15 protein-coding genes and 1 tRNA gene are annotated in these 14103 nt (G+C 65.7%); 9 read left to right on the top strand and 7 right to left on the bottom strand.

Annotated features, from left to right (window positions below):
- The first annotated feature begins 166 nt into the window (after nt 1–166).
- Both IE92_RS0109230 and IE92_RS0109235 read left to right on the top strand, forming a co-directional pair.
- The gene (locus IE92_RS0109230) at nt 167–1315 is read left to right on the top strand and encodes a sensor histidine kinase (protein WP_342666415.1); all 1149 of its coding nucleotides are present in this window, start codon (nt 167–169) and stop codon (nt 1313–1315) included.
- The gene (locus IE92_RS0109235) at nt 1315–2001 is read left to right on the top strand and encodes a response regulator transcription factor (RefSeq protein WP_030148211.1); all 687 of its coding nucleotides are present in this window, start codon (nt 1315–1317) and stop codon (nt 1999–2001) included. Before IE92_RS0109230 ends, IE92_RS0109235 begins: the two co-directional genes overlap by 1 nt.
- A 93-nt stretch (nt 2002–2094) precedes the next feature.
- Here IE92_RS0109235 and IE92_RS0109240 read toward each other — a convergent pair whose 3' ends face one another.
- Complete coding sequence (locus IE92_RS0109240; protein WP_030149669.1) at nt 2095–2619, bottom strand: GNAT family N-acetyltransferase; 525 nt, start codon at nt 2617–2619, stop codon at nt 2095–2097.
- A 136-nt stretch (nt 2620–2755) separates the two neighbouring features.
- Complete coding sequence (locus tag IE92_RS0109245) at nt 2756–3247, bottom strand: hypothetical protein (RefSeq protein ID WP_030148213.1); 492 nt, start codon at nt 3245–3247, stop codon at nt 2756–2758.
- A gap of 160 nt (nt 3248–3407) precedes the next feature.
- Here IE92_RS0109245 and IE92_RS0109250 point away from each other — a divergent pair, with 160 nt between their 5' ends.
- Entirely contained in the window at nt 3408–3890 is a 483-nt protein-coding gene (locus tag IE92_RS0109250; RefSeq protein ID WP_030148214.1) for a CarD family transcriptional regulator, read from the top strand.
- A 143-nt stretch (nt 3891–4033) separates the two neighbouring features.
- A complete protein-coding gene (ispD, locus tag IE92_RS0109255) occupies nt 4034–5206 on the top strand; it encodes a 2-C-methyl-D-erythritol 4-phosphate cytidylyltransferase (RefSeq protein WP_030148215.1) in 1173 nt (390 codons plus the stop codon).
- Nucleotides 5207–5263: 57 nt separating this feature from the next.
- On the opposite strand, the gene IE92_RS0109260 is transcribed toward ispD, so the two are convergent.
- Nucleotides 5264–5992: a DUF981 family protein gene (locus tag IE92_RS0109260; RefSeq protein WP_030148216.1), complete on the bottom strand. Its 729-nt coding sequence runs from the start codon at nt 5990–5992 to the stop codon at nt 5264–5266.
- Between the two features lie 97 nt (nt 5993–6089).
- Between IE92_RS0109260 and IE92_RS0109265 the strand changes: the two genes are divergently transcribed.
- The 3 genes from IE92_RS0109265 to rlmB all read left to right on the top strand — a co-directional run bounded on the left by IE92_RS0109265 (nt 6090) and on the right by rlmB (nt 9330).
- A complete protein-coding gene (locus IE92_RS0109265) occupies nt 6090–6677 on the top strand; it encodes a TetR/AcrR family transcriptional regulator (RefSeq protein ID WP_030148217.1) in 588 nt (195 codons plus the stop codon).
- Nucleotides 6678–6893: 216 nt separating this feature from the next.
- Nucleotides 6894–8309 carry a cysteine--tRNA ligase gene (gene cysS / locus IE92_RS0109270; protein WP_030148218.1) on the top strand — a complete coding sequence of 472 codons (1416 nt, stop codon included), beginning with the start codon at nt 6894–6896 and terminating at the stop codon, nt 8307–8309.
- Nucleotides 8302–9330, top strand: coding sequence for a 23S rRNA (guanosine(2251)-2'-O)-methyltransferase RlmB (gene rlmB / locus IE92_RS0109275; RefSeq protein ID WP_030148219.1), 1029 nt, complete (start codon nt 8302–8304; stop codon nt 9328–9330). Before cysS ends, rlmB begins: the two co-directional genes overlap by 8 nt.
- A gap of 80 nt (nt 9331–9410) precedes the next feature.
- Here rlmB and IE92_RS0109280 read toward each other — a convergent pair whose 3' ends face one another.
- Both IE92_RS0109280 and IE92_RS0109285 read right to left on the bottom strand, forming a co-directional pair.
- On the bottom strand, nt 9411–10706 hold the full coding sequence (locus tag IE92_RS0109280; RefSeq protein WP_030148220.1) for a DUF4032 domain-containing protein: 1296 nt from the start codon (nt 10704–10706) through the stop codon (nt 9411–9413).
- A gap of 143 nt (nt 10707–10849) precedes the next feature.
- A complete protein-coding gene (locus IE92_RS0109285) occupies nt 10850–11947 on the bottom strand; it encodes an ABC transporter ATP-binding protein (RefSeq protein ID WP_030148221.1) in 1098 nt (365 codons plus the stop codon).
- 258 nt (nt 11948–12205) lie between these two features.
- On the opposite strand from IE92_RS0109285, the gene IE92_RS0109290 reads away from it, so the two are divergent.
- On the top strand, nt 12206–13132 hold the full coding sequence (locus IE92_RS0109290) for a DsbA family protein (protein WP_030148222.1): 927 nt from the start codon (nt 12206–12208) through the stop codon (nt 13130–13132).
- 75 nt (nt 13133–13207) lie between these two features.
- A tRNA-Thr gene (locus IE92_RS0109295) sits at nt 13208–13283 on the top strand.
- 59 nt (nt 13284–13342) lie between these two features.
- Here the strand turns inward: IE92_RS0109295 and IE92_RS18315 are convergent.
- Together IE92_RS18315 and IE92_RS0109300 are read right to left on the bottom strand one after the other, a co-directional pair.
- Nucleotides 13343–13573: a hypothetical protein gene (locus IE92_RS18315; protein ID WP_156027486.1), complete on the bottom strand. Its 231-nt coding sequence runs from the start codon at nt 13571–13573 to the stop codon at nt 13343–13345.
- Between the two features lie 18 nt (nt 13574–13591).
- A complete protein-coding gene (locus IE92_RS0109300; protein WP_030148223.1) occupies nt 13592–14059 on the bottom strand; it encodes a hypothetical protein in 468 nt (155 codons plus the stop codon).
- Between the last annotated feature and the right edge of the window lie 44 nt (nt 14060–14103).

Consider the following 14103-nt stretch of genomic DNA (forward strand, 5'->3'; position numbering starts at 1 on the left):
TGGTGCGGGCCGAAGGATTGGCGGCACCGCATTAGAATGCCCGGTCAAGGTTAACAGTTGGTGCCGATTACGTAAACGCGACACTAAAAGCCCTGGTTGGGATGGTTGCCGTTGGGTAACCGGGTGCACTGCCCCCTAATCTAGTCGTATGCACTCAACCCTGTTGGTGACTTCCACTCTGGTCCTGGGACTTGTCCTGGGAGCCGGGTTTACCCTCCTGTTCTTTGTGGCCGCTCAGCGCGGCCGTCGGGTGGCCGCCGTTGCCGCACCCCGCGTACCGGAGGGGGTATCGCAGGTTCTGGATGCGATCGAAAGCGCGGGTGTGGTCGTGGACCCCTCGGGCAACGTGGTCAAGGCATCGAGTGCGGCGTTTACGCTGGGGCTCGTACGGGACGGCCACGTGACCCACGAGGAGCTTGACGCGCTGGCCAACGTGGTGCGCGACACCGGACTGCCCACCACCCGCGAATTCGCCCTGCGCCCCGACCAGTTCGGTGAGCTTGACCGCCAGGTCCTCGCCCGCGGGGCGCGCCTGGGCACACGCTACGTGTTGATCCTGGTGGAGGATCAGACCGAGCGTCTGCGCCTGGATGAGGTCCGACGCGACTTCATTGCCAATATCTCCCACGAACTCAAGACCCCGATCGGCGCGATTTCGCTGCTGGCCGATGCCCTGGATCCCGCCGCCGATGATCCCGAGCGGGTACGCTCCTTCGCCACCCGCCTGGAGGTGGAAGCCGAGCGGCTGACCAAGATCACCGCCGACATCATCAACCTCTCTCGGCTCCAGTCCGCCGAGGCGATCGGCAAGCCGGCGCTGGTGGACATGGCCGATGTGGTCAAGGCCGCGGTCGAGCAGAATAAGGTGATCGCCGAATCCCACGGCGTCGAGGTCATTGCCCGGACCGTCTCCGATGCCGTCGTGATCGGTGACAAGGCCCTGCTCGTGGTGGCCGTGCACAACCTGGTGAACAACGCGATCGCCTACTCCCCGGATGCCACTCGCGTCGGCGTGGGCCTGGCCGTGCGTGACGGGATCGTCGAGGTCTCGGTCACCGACCAGGGCCCGGGCATCGCCGAGGAGGAGCGCGAACGGGTGTTTGAGCGCTTCTTCCGGGTGGATCAGGCGCGCTCGCGCACCACCGGCGGATCGGGCCTGGGGCTCTCCATTGTCAAGCACACGGCACAGAACCACGGTGGTGAGGCCCGAGTGTGGTCCCGCGTGGGTCAGGGTTCCACCTTCACCATCAGACTTCCCGAGGCATCGGCTGATGCCCGGGCTCAGATCGAAACCACATCCCTGGAGGAAAAGTAATGGCTCGCATCCTGGTTGTTGAGGACGAAGCTTCACTCAGCGAACCGCTGGTGTACCTGCTGGAGCGCGAGGGGCACACCGTGTCGCTCGCCGAGAACGGAACGGACGCCCTGGCCAAGTTCCACACCGATAACCCCGAGGTGATCCTGCTGGATCTCATGCTGCCGGGAATCTCGGGCACCGAGGTGTGCCGGCAGATCCGCGCGCTCTCCACGGTGCCGATCATCATGGTGACCGCCAAGGATGACGAGGTGGACGTGGTGGTGGGCCTCGAGCTCGGGGCCGATGACTACGTGACCAAGCCGTATAAGAGCCGCGAGCTGCTCGCCCGCATTCGCGCCGTCCTGCGTCGCCGGGGCGATGAGGAGGGTGACGAGCTGGATGACACCGTACTGCGCGCGGGAAACGTGACCATGGACCTCAACCGCCACACGGTCGAGGTGGACGGCACGGCCGTAGCGATGCCGCTTAAGGAGTTCGAGCTGCTGGAAATGCTCATGCGTAACACCGGACGGGTACTCACCCGCGGACAGCTCATCGACCGCGTGTGGGGCAGCGACTACTTCGGGGACACCAAGACCCTGGATGTCCACATCAAGCGCATCCGCTCGCGGATCGAGCCGGTCCCCTCCGAGCCCAAGATGCTGCTCACCGTGCGCGGCCTGGGCTACCGCCTGGAGGGCTAGCTCGGGAGTCTGCTCCCGCGTGCGTGACCAACGCCCGCGCACCCCGTGGTGCGCGGGCGTTTTGGTGCGGGTGGATGCGTGGGGTTCTCGCGCCTAACGTGCCGCGCGGCGGAGCCACTCCAGGCGCGGCCGCCCATCCCGGCTGGGAATCGAGACAAAGCCGAGGCGTTTATAGAGCCCGATGGCGTCGTGGCGCCAGTCCCACACCGACAGCAGCGCCGCGCCGTGAACCTCGGAGAGTGCGGAGTCCAGGAGTGCCCGACCGACCCCGCCGCGATGCTCGGGAGAGACCCAGAGCCGCTTGATCTCGGTGTCCGTGGCGTCCCCGCCGGGCACGGTGGCGCCGTCGCCCGGATGCAGCACCACGATGCCCACGGGCCGACCGAGCTTCTCGGCCAGGAGGATACGGGAGTTCGCGAGCGCAACCGCGGGCTGGTCGACTTCCCGCTGATATTTTTCGGGCAGAACGGTGACGTCGAGGTTCTCGGGCGCGTCCTCGCCCGCATGCACGCGTTTTTCTCGTTCGGTTTGCTGCAGGTATGCACGCAGGAGGGCCGAAATCACCGGTGCGTCGGGCCCGGTCGGGTCCGCCTCTCGAATCGTGATGAGTGAGTTCATCGAGGCTCTCCTCGGTCGGTTCCTGAAGCATCAGGATTTTCAGACATCACATCCCGGGCACGCATGGTGCCGGGAAACACAAAACCGGGCACCGACGGGCCGAAGCCACCGTCGATGCCCGGCGTGAAAACCAGGGTTAGTTGCCGGTCGAGGGCGATACCGAGGGGCTCGGGACCGGGGTGATGGTCTCGTACTCCTTGAGTACCGGGTCAAGTACCGGAACGCGGGCCTCGCCGGCGGTCTCGCTGCCGTACTGGAACGACATCGCGGCGTCGGCACCGGCCGGGGTGGTGAAGTCCTGCAGGGTGATGCCGGGCTTGCCATCGGCACCGAAGGTGGTCATCCCGGAGGCGGCGATCTCAACGGTGGTGCGTCCACCGGGGAACTCGACGTTCAGGGTCTGGGCCTTGTCGCCGGTGTTCACCACGGTCATCGCCAAGACGGCCTCGGTCTTCGAGTGGGTGATCACCAGGGCGTTACGCACGTCGAGGGTTCCGACGTTTGCCGAAACGCCATCGCTCGCGTCGTAGTGCTTCAGCGTCGCCTGCGGGGCGATCAGGTTGCAACCGGCGGTGCCGACAAGAACGGTAGCCGCGAGTACGGCCGAGGTGATGAAACGCGTCTTCACTGGTCCTCCAAGAACACGACGGTGGCAGGCGAGCGGGATTGCCCGCGTGCAGGGGCTGGACCGTCCTAGTCTAGCGTGCGGATAAAGGGTGTGTTGACCGCGCAGATAATAACGTATCTTCACTGTGCTAAACTGAAAAACGCTGAAGGGACACCGATTCATGATTTTTGAGGTTGGCGAGACCGTCGTTTACCCCCACCACGGGGCTGCCGAAATTACCGAGGTAAAGACCCGGTTGATTAAGGGCGTCGAGAAAACATATCTGAAACTGCGGGTGACCCAGGGCGACCTGGTTATCGAGGTTCCGGCAGACAACGTGGACCTTGTTGGGGTCCGCGATGTGATCGGCAAGGAGGGGCTGGAGCGCGTGTTCGACGTGCTGCGTGCACCCTTCACCGAGGAACCCACCAACTGGTCGCGCCGATACAAGGCCAACCTTGAAAAGCTCGCCTCCGGCGATGTGATCAAGGTGAGCGAGGTTGTTCGTGACCTCTGGCGCCGAGACCAGGACCGTGGACTCTCCGCCGGAGAGAAGCGCATGCTGGCAAAGGCCCGGCAGATCCTGATCTCCGAGCTGGCCCTGGCCGAGAAGACCGATGAAGATAAGGCGTCGCTGGTCCTCGATGAGGTACTGGCTTCCTAATTTGTCTTGAGACCTCCTCCGGAGGTTTGGGCTTCCTAGCCATTCCCGGGTTCACCCCCGAATAACGCACTTCGAAACGGGCGGATGCTGATGCATCCGCCCGTTTTGCGTTTCCTTGGGGGCCCGGCCTGTACGCTCGATGTATGAGTGTGAACCCCGCCGTCGCCGTGATCGTTGTAGCCGCCGGAAGTGGAACCCGCCTCGGCGGAGATATCCCCAAGGCTTTCCGTGAGGTGGCCGGCGTGCCGATCCTCGAGCACGCGCTGCGCGGCGTTTTTGGCATGCGTCGCGAGGCTCAGGTGATCGTGGTTGCGCCCGAGGCGTTCCGCGGGGACGCCGAGCTTATCCTGGGCCACGCAGCCGGAGATGCCTCCGAGTACGCCTCGGTGGTGACCGGCGGCGCGACCCGACAGGCCTCAGTCGCGGCCGGAATCGCGGTCCTGGCCGACTCGGTGCGCATCGTCCTGGTTCATGACGCGGCCCGGGCGCTGACCCCCTCCACGCAGTTTGACGATGTGGTGGACTCGGTCGCCGCGGGCGGCCGCGGAATTGTTCCGGGCTTGGCGGTGGCCGACACCATCAAGCGGGTGGACGATGAGGAACGCATCGTCGAGACCGTGGACCGTGACGAGCTGCGTGCCATGCAGACTCCCCAGGGGTTCCCGCGCCACGCGCTGGCTCAGGGCTACGCGGATGCCGAGGAGGAGTACACCGACGACGCGGCGCTGTTTGCCGCCACCGGCGGATCCGTCGCGGTGATCCCCGGCGACGCCCGCGCGTTCAAGATCACCACCCCCTGGGACCTCAACCGCGCCGAACACCTGCTGCGCCCCGAGGGCGGCGAGCGGATCCGCGTGGGTGTGGGGGTGGACGTGCACGCCTACGATGACAACGCCGAACTGTGGCTTGCGGGCCTGCTCTGGCCGGGGGAGGCCGGACTTGCCGGGCACTCGGACGGCGATGCGGTGGCCCACGCGATCACCGACGCGCTGCTGGGGGCCGCCGGGCTTGGAGACATCGGCACGATGTTCGGGACCGACGATCCCCGCTTCGCCCAGGCGCGCGGCGAGGTCTTCCTGATCGCGACCCGGGAGCGCCTGATCCAGGCGGGCTTCGGGATCGAGAACGTCTCGGTCCAGATCATCGGCAACACCCCGCGCTTCACCCCGCGCCGGGCCGAGGCCGAAGCGCTGCTGAGCGGACTGATCGGGGCGCCGGTGAGCCTCTCGGCCACCACGACCGACCGCCTGGGCTTCGCCGGCCGCGGCGAGGGCCTCACCGCCATCGCGACCGCGGCGCTGCGCCAGCGCCACTAGGGTCGAATAACAAAAATGCCGGACCCCACGGGGTCCGGCATCTTTGTGTGGGGGAGACTAGCCCATCGTGTTGACGATCAGGCCGATGTGGGTGAAGAAGTTCATCGCGCCAAACAGCACAAACGCGATGCCCGCGAGGCCCCAGACGATGCCCAAAATCTTCTCAACCGCGCCGGGCAGGGTCTTGACCGAGAAGGTTTTCAGCGCGAACGGGAAGAGGACCGCGCCGAGGCCCACCAGGGCGAACAGACCGGACATGAAGATCGCCTCGATCATCGGGTACTCGGCGAAGGCACCGGAGATGGGCTCCTCCGGCGGGGCGGCAAAGAGCTGGAAGATCACGCCGGCGAACGCGATCCCGAACAGGGCGAGTCCGAGACCCACGATGAAGATGCCCAGCGGACGCGACACCTTGGCTACATACTGAGCGGGATCCGCAGCGTCGCGGATCGTCTTGCCACGCTTCCAGAGGAACAGCGAGGCGGCCAGGAGGAGCACGCCGAGACCGAGGCTGGTCTCGCCAAAAATGATGTTGTCAAAGGGGAAGTACTTGGCAAAGGGCCAGGTGAGGGTCATGTGCAGGCCGGTGGCGGTCAGGATGAAGCCGAGCACACCCGAGGCGAGCGCCCATCCCTCGGGGACAAACTCGGTGTCCTTCTTGCGCAGCTCGCGGGCGAGCAGGACCAGTAGCAGCAGTCCGGCGCCGGCGGCGATCGACATGATCGTGTTGTAGGTGGGCATCTGGGTCCAGTCGATGACCAGACCCTCGGTTTTGATGGGAGACATGAGGTTTCCTTCTATGCATGTGTATATGCTGTGTATACGGCAGTATAAGCCCGGGACGCGCGGAATCCTAGGGGTACCCAACGGGTACTCTGAGGAGATGACTACGCCGACCACGCAGCAGCGCCGAGAGCTCATGGTGGCCGCCGCGGCGACGCTGCTGATCGCCGAGGGCCCGCGCGCGATCACGCACCGCCGGGTCGCCGATGCCGCGGGGATCCCCGCGGGGTCCGCCAACTACCTGTTCGCCACCCGGCGCGAGCTCTACGCCGCCGCGGTCACCTCGGCCGAAAACGTTCGCGTCAGCGCCGCCGCCCGGGTTGCCGAGGCGCTGCCGCGGTCCGAACGGGACGCGGTAGAGACCGCCTCGCTGCTGTTGGAAACCTGGTACGCACCGCAGACCGATCCCAATCTGGTCCGGGTTCGCCTCGAACCCATGCTGGAGGCCGGGGCCGATCCCGAGCTGCGCGAGATCATGGCCGTGTCCCGTCCGCTCTTGCTGGGTGCGCTGGAAACCGTGCTGGATCGCTGCGGATTTGGCGGCGTGGGGGAGACCGAGATGATCGCCCAGATGCTCGATGCGAGCCTGCTCTATGCGGTGGGTGCGGGGGAGTCTGACCCCAGGCTCGCGGCCGCGCGGCAGGTTGCCCGGCTCCTCGACCTCCTGAAGCGGGTGCCGCGGGGGTAGCCCGCGCTGACTACACGCTCCTGAAGCGGGTGCCGCGGGGGTAGCCCGCGCTGACTACACGCTCCTGAAGCGGGTGCCGCGAGGGTAGCGCGCGCGCACAAAATACAACTGACAACCGGTATTTTTTGAGTAAACACGGTGTCTGAGTGGGAAAATCTCGTGTCACACACCGGCCGCGGCGCGCCGTCGGGCCTCGCCCCTTGTACTCTTATATACGTGGCCCTACACCTGTACGACTCCAAATCCCAAGACCTGCGCGAATTTACCCCGATTATTCCGGGCCAGGTAGGACTCTACGTTTGTGGACCCACCGTGCAGTCCTCCCCGCATATCGGTCACCTGCGCTCGGCGCTGGTCTACGATCAGCTGCGTCGCTGGTTTGAGTACTCGGGCTACCGGGTCACCCTGGTACGCAACGTCACGGACATCGATGACAAGGTGCTGCTCAACGCCACCGAGGATGAGCCCTGGTGGGCGCTGGCCTACCGGATGGAGCTGGAATTCACCGAGGGCTACCGCGCCCTTGGTGTCCTGCCGCCCACCTATGAGCCGCGGGCAACCGCGAGCATCCAGCAGATGCAGCAGATCATCACCAGCCTGATCGAGCGCGGTCACGCCTACCCGGCCGCCGATGGCTCGGGGGATGTGTACTTCGACGTGCGCAGCTGGTCGCGCTATGGCGAACTGACCCGGCAGAGCATCGACGCGATGGAGGACGCCACCGACGCGGATCCGCGCGGCAAGAACGATCCCCGCGACTTTGCCCTGTGGAAGGGACGCAAGGAAGGCGAGCCCTCCTCGGCCGTCTGGGACAGCCCGTGGGGTGCCGGACGCCCCGGCTGGCACATCGAGTGCTCGGCGATGTCCAGCCGTTATCTCGGCGAGAACTTTGACATTCACGGTGGCGGCCTGGACCTGCGCTTCCCGCACCACGAGAACGAGCTGGCTCAGTCCAGCGCCGCCGGTCACGGCTTCGCAAACTACTGGGTCCACAACGGCCTGGTGAACGTGGGCGGGCAGAAGATGTCCAAGTCGCTTGGCAACTCGCTGTTCGCCGCCGACCTGCTCGCCCAGGCGCGCCCACTCGTGCTGCGCTACTTCCTGGGACAGGCACACTACCGTTCCACCATTGATTTCCACGACGGAGCCCTGGCCGAGGCCGAGGCCGCCCTGGATCGGATCGAAAGCTTCCTCGAGCGCGTCGATCGTCGCCTGGCCGATACCCGATTCGCCGGCACCCAGACCGAGGAGCTTCCCGCCGAGTTTATCGCCGCCATGGACGATGACCTGGCGATCCCGCAGGCCCTCGCGGTCCTGCACGACACCATTCGCGGCGGCAACGCGGCGATTGACGGAGACGATCTTGCGGCCGCGGCCGCCGCCTTTGGACAGGTCATTGCGATGACCAACGTCCTGGGCATCAACCCACTTTCGGCAACCTGGCAGCAGGCCGGCGACCAGGCGGCCCAGGCCGTGCTCGCGCCGCTTGTGGACCGGCTGCTGGGGCATCGCGAACAGGCCCGGACCAGCCGGGACTTCGCCACCGCAGACCAAATTCGTGATGACCTCCAGGCTGCGGGTATCACGATTGACGACACCCCCACCGGGGCACATTGGAGTATTGATGGCTAACAACAACGGGCGTCCCGGCGCCATTCGTAAGGGTAAGAAGGGCCCCGCAAAGGGCACCGGTGGACTCGGACGCAAGTCCCTCGAGGGCAAGGGCCCGACCCCTAAGGCCGAGGACCGGACCTACCACGTCGCCGGCAAGCGCAAGATTGCTCGCGAGCGTCTGGAGGCCGCCCGCGGTGGTCGCGGACCCGCGCAGTCGCGCGGCGGTGATCAGCCCGCCCAGGCTCCGCAGCAGCGCCGTGTGAAGCAGCGCACCGCGGATGAGTCGGAGATCGTCACCGGTCGTAACGCGGTGCTTGAGGCGCTGCGGGCCAAGATCCCGGCAACCACCCTCTACATCGCCTCGCGGATCGAGTATGACGAGCGGGTCAAGGAGATCGTGACCATCGCGACCGGTCGCGGCATCCCGATCCTCGAGGTCATGCGCCCCGAGCTTGACCGCATGGTGAGCTTCGACTCGGTGCACCAGGGCCTGGCCCTCAAGGTGCCGCCGTACCGCTACGAGCACCCCGAGGACCTGCTGCAGAAGACCATCTCGCGCGCCCAGGTGCCGTTGATCGTCGCGCTGGACGGAATCACCGACCCGCGTAACCTCGGTGCGATCCTACGTTCGACCGCCGCGTTCGGCGGTCACGGCGTGATCGTTCCGCAGCGTCGCTCGGTGGGCATGACCGCCTCGGCGTGGCGGACCTCCGCCGGTGCCGCCGCGCGTACCCCCGTGGCCATGGCCGCGAACCTCACGCAGACCATCAAGGCCTATAAGGCCGCGGGTGTGTTCGTGATCGGTCTCGACGGTGGTGGCGACACCATGCTGCCGGGCCTGGAGCTGGCCGACCGTCCGCTGCTGATCGTTGTCGGAAGCGAGGGCAAGGGCCTGTCGCGTCTGGTGACCGAGGCCTGCGACGCGATCGTCTCGATCCCGATCTCCTCCGCGACCGAGTCGCTCAACGCCGGAATCGCCGCCTCGGTGACCCTGTACGAGATCTCGCGCCTGCGCGCCGAGGGCAAGGCCGCCAAGTAGCGGTTCACCCCCACGAATAACAAGAATCCCGCCCGGGCAACCGGGCGGGATTCTTGTACGTGCGGGCGTCGTGGCGCTGGCTACACCAGGTCGCGCCAGTCGGCGGTGGGCTCGCCATCATCGTCCACGGCGTCGAGCGGCAGGTCGAGGGCCTCGGTGGGCGGGGCGATGACGGTGGCCTCGTCGCGGCGGTGGCGCAGCACATCGTTGATATAGGAGCTCAGCGCCTCGGCCAGCGGCACATCGGCGTCGCGGGCCTCGGACAGGCGATAGCGGTGCTCCAGGAGCTGGTGGAACACCTCGGCCGGCTCGAGCTTGCCCTTGAGCTCGCGCGGGATGGCCTTCACGACGGGCTCGAAGACGCGGATCAGCCACTCGTGGGCCACCACCTCCTCGTCCATGTCCTGCTTACCGTTGGCGGCGATGTAGGAGTCGAGGTCGTTCAGCAGTCGGCGGGCCTGGTTCTCGCCGGTGTCGAGACCGGTGAGGCGCAGCAGACGACGCTGGTGGTGTCCGGCGTCCACAACCTTGGGCTGGATGCGCACGGTGGTGCCGCCCTCGGCGGTCTTGATCGCCAGCTCCTCGATGTCGAAGCCCAGATCATTCAGACGCTCGACCCGCGAGCGGATTCGCCAGCGCTCATGCGAGGAGAAGGACTCGGAGCCGGTCAGCTCGGTCCACAGCTGGCGGTAGGCGGCGACGATTCCGTTGGAGAGCTCCACCGGATCGAGGTCCTCGTCGGCGCGGCCGCCGGCGGCGAGGTCCATCAGCTCACCGGCGATGTTCACGCGGGCGATCTCCAGGTCGTTCTCGCGCTGGCCGCGCGACAGCCCGCCCGGGTAGAGCTTGCCAGTCTCGGCGTCCACCAGGTAGGCGGCAAATGCGCCCGCATCGCGTCGGAAGAGGGTGTTGGACAGCGACACGTCGCCCCAGAAGAAGCCCACGATGTGCAGACGCACCAGGAGCACGGCGAGGGCGTCCACCAGGCGGGTGGCGGTGTCCGGGCGCAGCTGCTGCGAGAACAGCGCGCGGTAGGGCAGCGAGAAGCGCAGGTGACGGGTGACCAGGACCGAGGGCAGCTCATCACCGTTCTCGGTGCCTCGGCCGGTGATCACCGCGAGGGGATCCACACACGGGATATCCAGGCGCTGCAGGGTGCGTAGCATGTCATACTCGCCGCGGGCCATCTCGGCGGTGGTTTCCTTCACGGCAACCACATAACCGGAGAGGTTGGCGAAGCGCACCAGGTGGCGTGAAATACCCTTGGGCAGCGAGGCGATGCTCTCGCTCGGCCAGTCCGCCAGGGGGAGCTCCCAGGGCAGATCCAGCAGCGCCGGATCCGCGGTGGCCGAGGTGATGTTTAGCGAGCCGCTCATGGGTTCCCTCTCTTTTCCGGTTACCCGGGATAACACTTCGGCCCACACCGAGGGTGTGGGCCGAAGCTAAACAAACTCTCTTTCGAGCGTACCGGAGGTCACGAGACTACCGGCCGAAGATTCGCTCGAAACGGTGACCTAAATTACAGGGTCACCGGCTTCGAGAGGCGCAGGCCCGACTCGACGTCGAACACGTGCAGGTGGTTCGGCAGAACCTCCAGGCGCACGGTCTCGCCGGCGTAGGGGTGGATGCGACCGTCGACGCGGGCCACCAGGTCGGTGCGGACACCGTTGATGTCGGCGTGACCGTAGAGGTAACCGTCGGCTCCGAGCTCCTCGACCAGGTCCACGGTCACGGCCAGGCCGGCGTTGGGGTCCTCGGTCACGCGGATGTCCTCGGGGCGCACACCGATGGTGGCGGTCGATGCGGTGGTCTGGGCGATGGTCTCGCGCTCAACCGGCACAACCGACTGGCCGAACTGCACGCCGCCGTCGGCCAGGCCGACCTGCAGCAGGTTCATGGCGGGGGAGCCGATGAAGCCGGCCACGAAGACGTTCTCGGGACGCTCGTAGAGGTCGCGCGGGGTGCCGACCTGCTGGAGCAGACCATCCTTCAGCACGGCGATGCGGTCACCCATGGTGAGCGCCTCGGTCTGGTCGTGGGTCACGTAGACGGTGGTGACGCCCAGGCGACGCTGCAGCGACGCGATCTGGGTACGGGTCTGCACGCGCAGCTTGGCGTCCAGGTTCGACAGCGGCTCATCCATCAGGAACACCTGGGGCTGACGCACGATCGCGCGACCCATGGCCACACGCTGACGCTGACCACCCGAGAGGGCCTTGGGCTTACGGGTCAGGTAGTCCTCGAGGTCCAGCAGCTTGGCGGCCTCCAGCACGCGGGCGGCGCGCTCGTCCTTGCTGACACCGGCGATCTTCAGGGCGAAGCCCATGTTCTCGGCCACGGTCATGTGCGGGTACAGCGCGTAGTTCTGGAAGACCATGGCGATGTCACGGTCCTTCGGCGGGATGTCGGTCACATCGCGGTCGCCGATCAGGATGCGTCCGTCGTTGACCTCTTCGAGGCCGGCGAGCATACGCAGGGAGGTGGACTTACCACAACCGGACGGGCCAACCAGAACGAGGAATTCGCCATCTGCGACCTCAAGGTTGAGCTTGTCAACGGCGGCGCGGGTGCCTCCGGGGTACATACGTGTTGCGTTATCAAAAGTGACCGAAGCCATTTTCTCTTCTCCTTCACCGGCAGGTACGTGCCGGACGATCCGTTGTGATGGAACCCCGTTCTTTACAGCTCGGGGTGTGACGCCAGTGTCACGTTTTTTAGTATGGCACGCCCGGGCGTGGTTTTGGAACGTCCGGACCCGGATTGGGAAAACGTCCCCTAAACGAGGACCCGTTTGGGCTATTTTCAGATGCGCTGGGTAAACTCGGAGTTCGCGTGTCGTCTAATTCCGATGTAGACACGCATTGAGCGAGGACGAATGACTAACGACGCAGACCCGAAGTCGCCCCGGAACCGATCGGTCCGACAGGCCGCGCGTGAGCGTGCCACCGAACTGCGCAGCGCCCAGCGCCGCAAGGATATTCTGGGCCGCGTGCTCCTGATTGGTGCCGGCGTGATTGTGGTGGGTGCCATCGTGGTGGGTGTCGTGATGTCGCTGCGCACCACCGAGCCCTCGGCCACCACCACCCCCGCGAACATGATCAGCGGCGGCATCGTGGTGGGTGCCGGCCTCAAGGCGGTCCGCACGGATTCTCAGCCGATCGCGGATCCCGCCAAGCCCACCGAGATCAACCCGGCGGTGCCCAACATTCGTATCTATGCCGACTACATCGCCTCGGATATGGGTGAGTTCCAGAAGGCCAACGCCGAGATGCTGGAAACCCTGGTCAAGGACGGCGCGATCACCGTCGAGTATCACCCGATCGCCCCGTTGGCCAGTAAGTCGGCCGGTAGCCAGTACTCGGTCCGGGCAGCCAACGCCGCCGCCTGCGTCGCAAACTTCGCCCCCGACCAGTTCTTCGCCTTCAACGCGGCGATGTACAAGGACCAGCCCACCGAGGGCACCACCGGTCGCAGCGATGACGATCTGGTGAAGCTGGCCAAGGACGCCAAGGTGTCCGATGCAAGCTCGATCGAGGAGTGCATCACCAAGCAGACCTATAAGGGCTGGGTGAGCAGCGTGACCGACACCGCGATGAACCAGCCGGTGCCGAACTCGAAGCTGGACAAGGTGGTGACCATGCCCACGATCCTGGTGAACGAGAAGCTGTACACCGGCGAGCTGACCAGCTCCAAGGAGTTCCGCGCGTTTGTGCTGTCGATTGCCAGCGAGACCCAGAACAAGGCGAGTGTGTCGCCCACCCCGTCCACCGATCCGACCGACGGCGCAACACCCGCCGGATAGGTTCGCTCCCGGTGCGTGAAGTTGCACCGCGCCCGACCGGGTGCCCTAGAATAATGGGGTGCCCGATCGGCACCCGCCGTTTTAGCTCAGTTGGCAGAGCGCCGCACTTGTAATGCGAAGGTCGCGAGTTCGATTCTCGCAAACGGCTCCATCACCCCCGGTCCCCGTGCCCATCGGCACGATGTGGCCGGGGGTTTGTGCTGGAACGCGCTATCGTCTGAGTCGTGGCGGTTTGCGACGTAGCGGCTTATCAGAAAAAAACAGCCGGTGATACCAGCGTCTTCGGCGAACCGGCCAGAGCTCCGAGGCGAGGTCGATGATCCACTCGGGCGAGGCGATGCCCTGTGCCTGTTCGGCGCGAAACCGAATGTTCGCCGCGTAGACAAGCTCGTTATGGCTCGGCGGAAGCCCCAGGGGAAGTCGGCTGTAGTCGTTGGTCATGGATTCCTCCTCTACTTTTCAATGGTCCTGGGGTTCGTGCATGTGGGTAAAGCTGGTGTCCGACTTCTGTCCGCTTGGAAAACGCGTGTGTTCCGCGGTGGTATCCTGCGAAATAATCGCCGAGGCCGCGAGAAGTAACCTGGTGCCGTCGATTCCACCCAGGCGTGAGCTCGCCATCTCGGTGAGGATACCCAGTGCGGTTTCCCGTTCGGCGCTCTCCTCGGCACCAAAGTAGTGGGTGAGTCCCCACTCGACTCGCTGCCACCAGATATCCTCGCGCTGTTTCTTGCGCGCGGTGAAGATGGTGATCATCGCGGCGATACTGGCGACCACGCCCGCAAAGCCGGTGGTGCCGGCCCACCGTGCGAGTCCATGCCAGAAATCGAGCGGATACGATGCGCTGGCGCTGGAAACCGTGCCGGTACCGAGAGCAGCGCCAATGGTGGCGGTGGCCATGGCGGTGATGTTCAGGGCGTGGATGGGCATGTTTGAACACTACGCACAGCGAGCGTCCTGATGCCCGGAGCAGC

Origin of the sequence: Mycetocola saprophilus (genome assembly GCF_000718085.1) — a bacterium.
GTDB classification, from domain to species: Bacteria; Actinomycetota; Actinomycetes; order Actinomycetales; family Microbacteriaceae; genus Mycetocola; species Mycetocola saprophilus.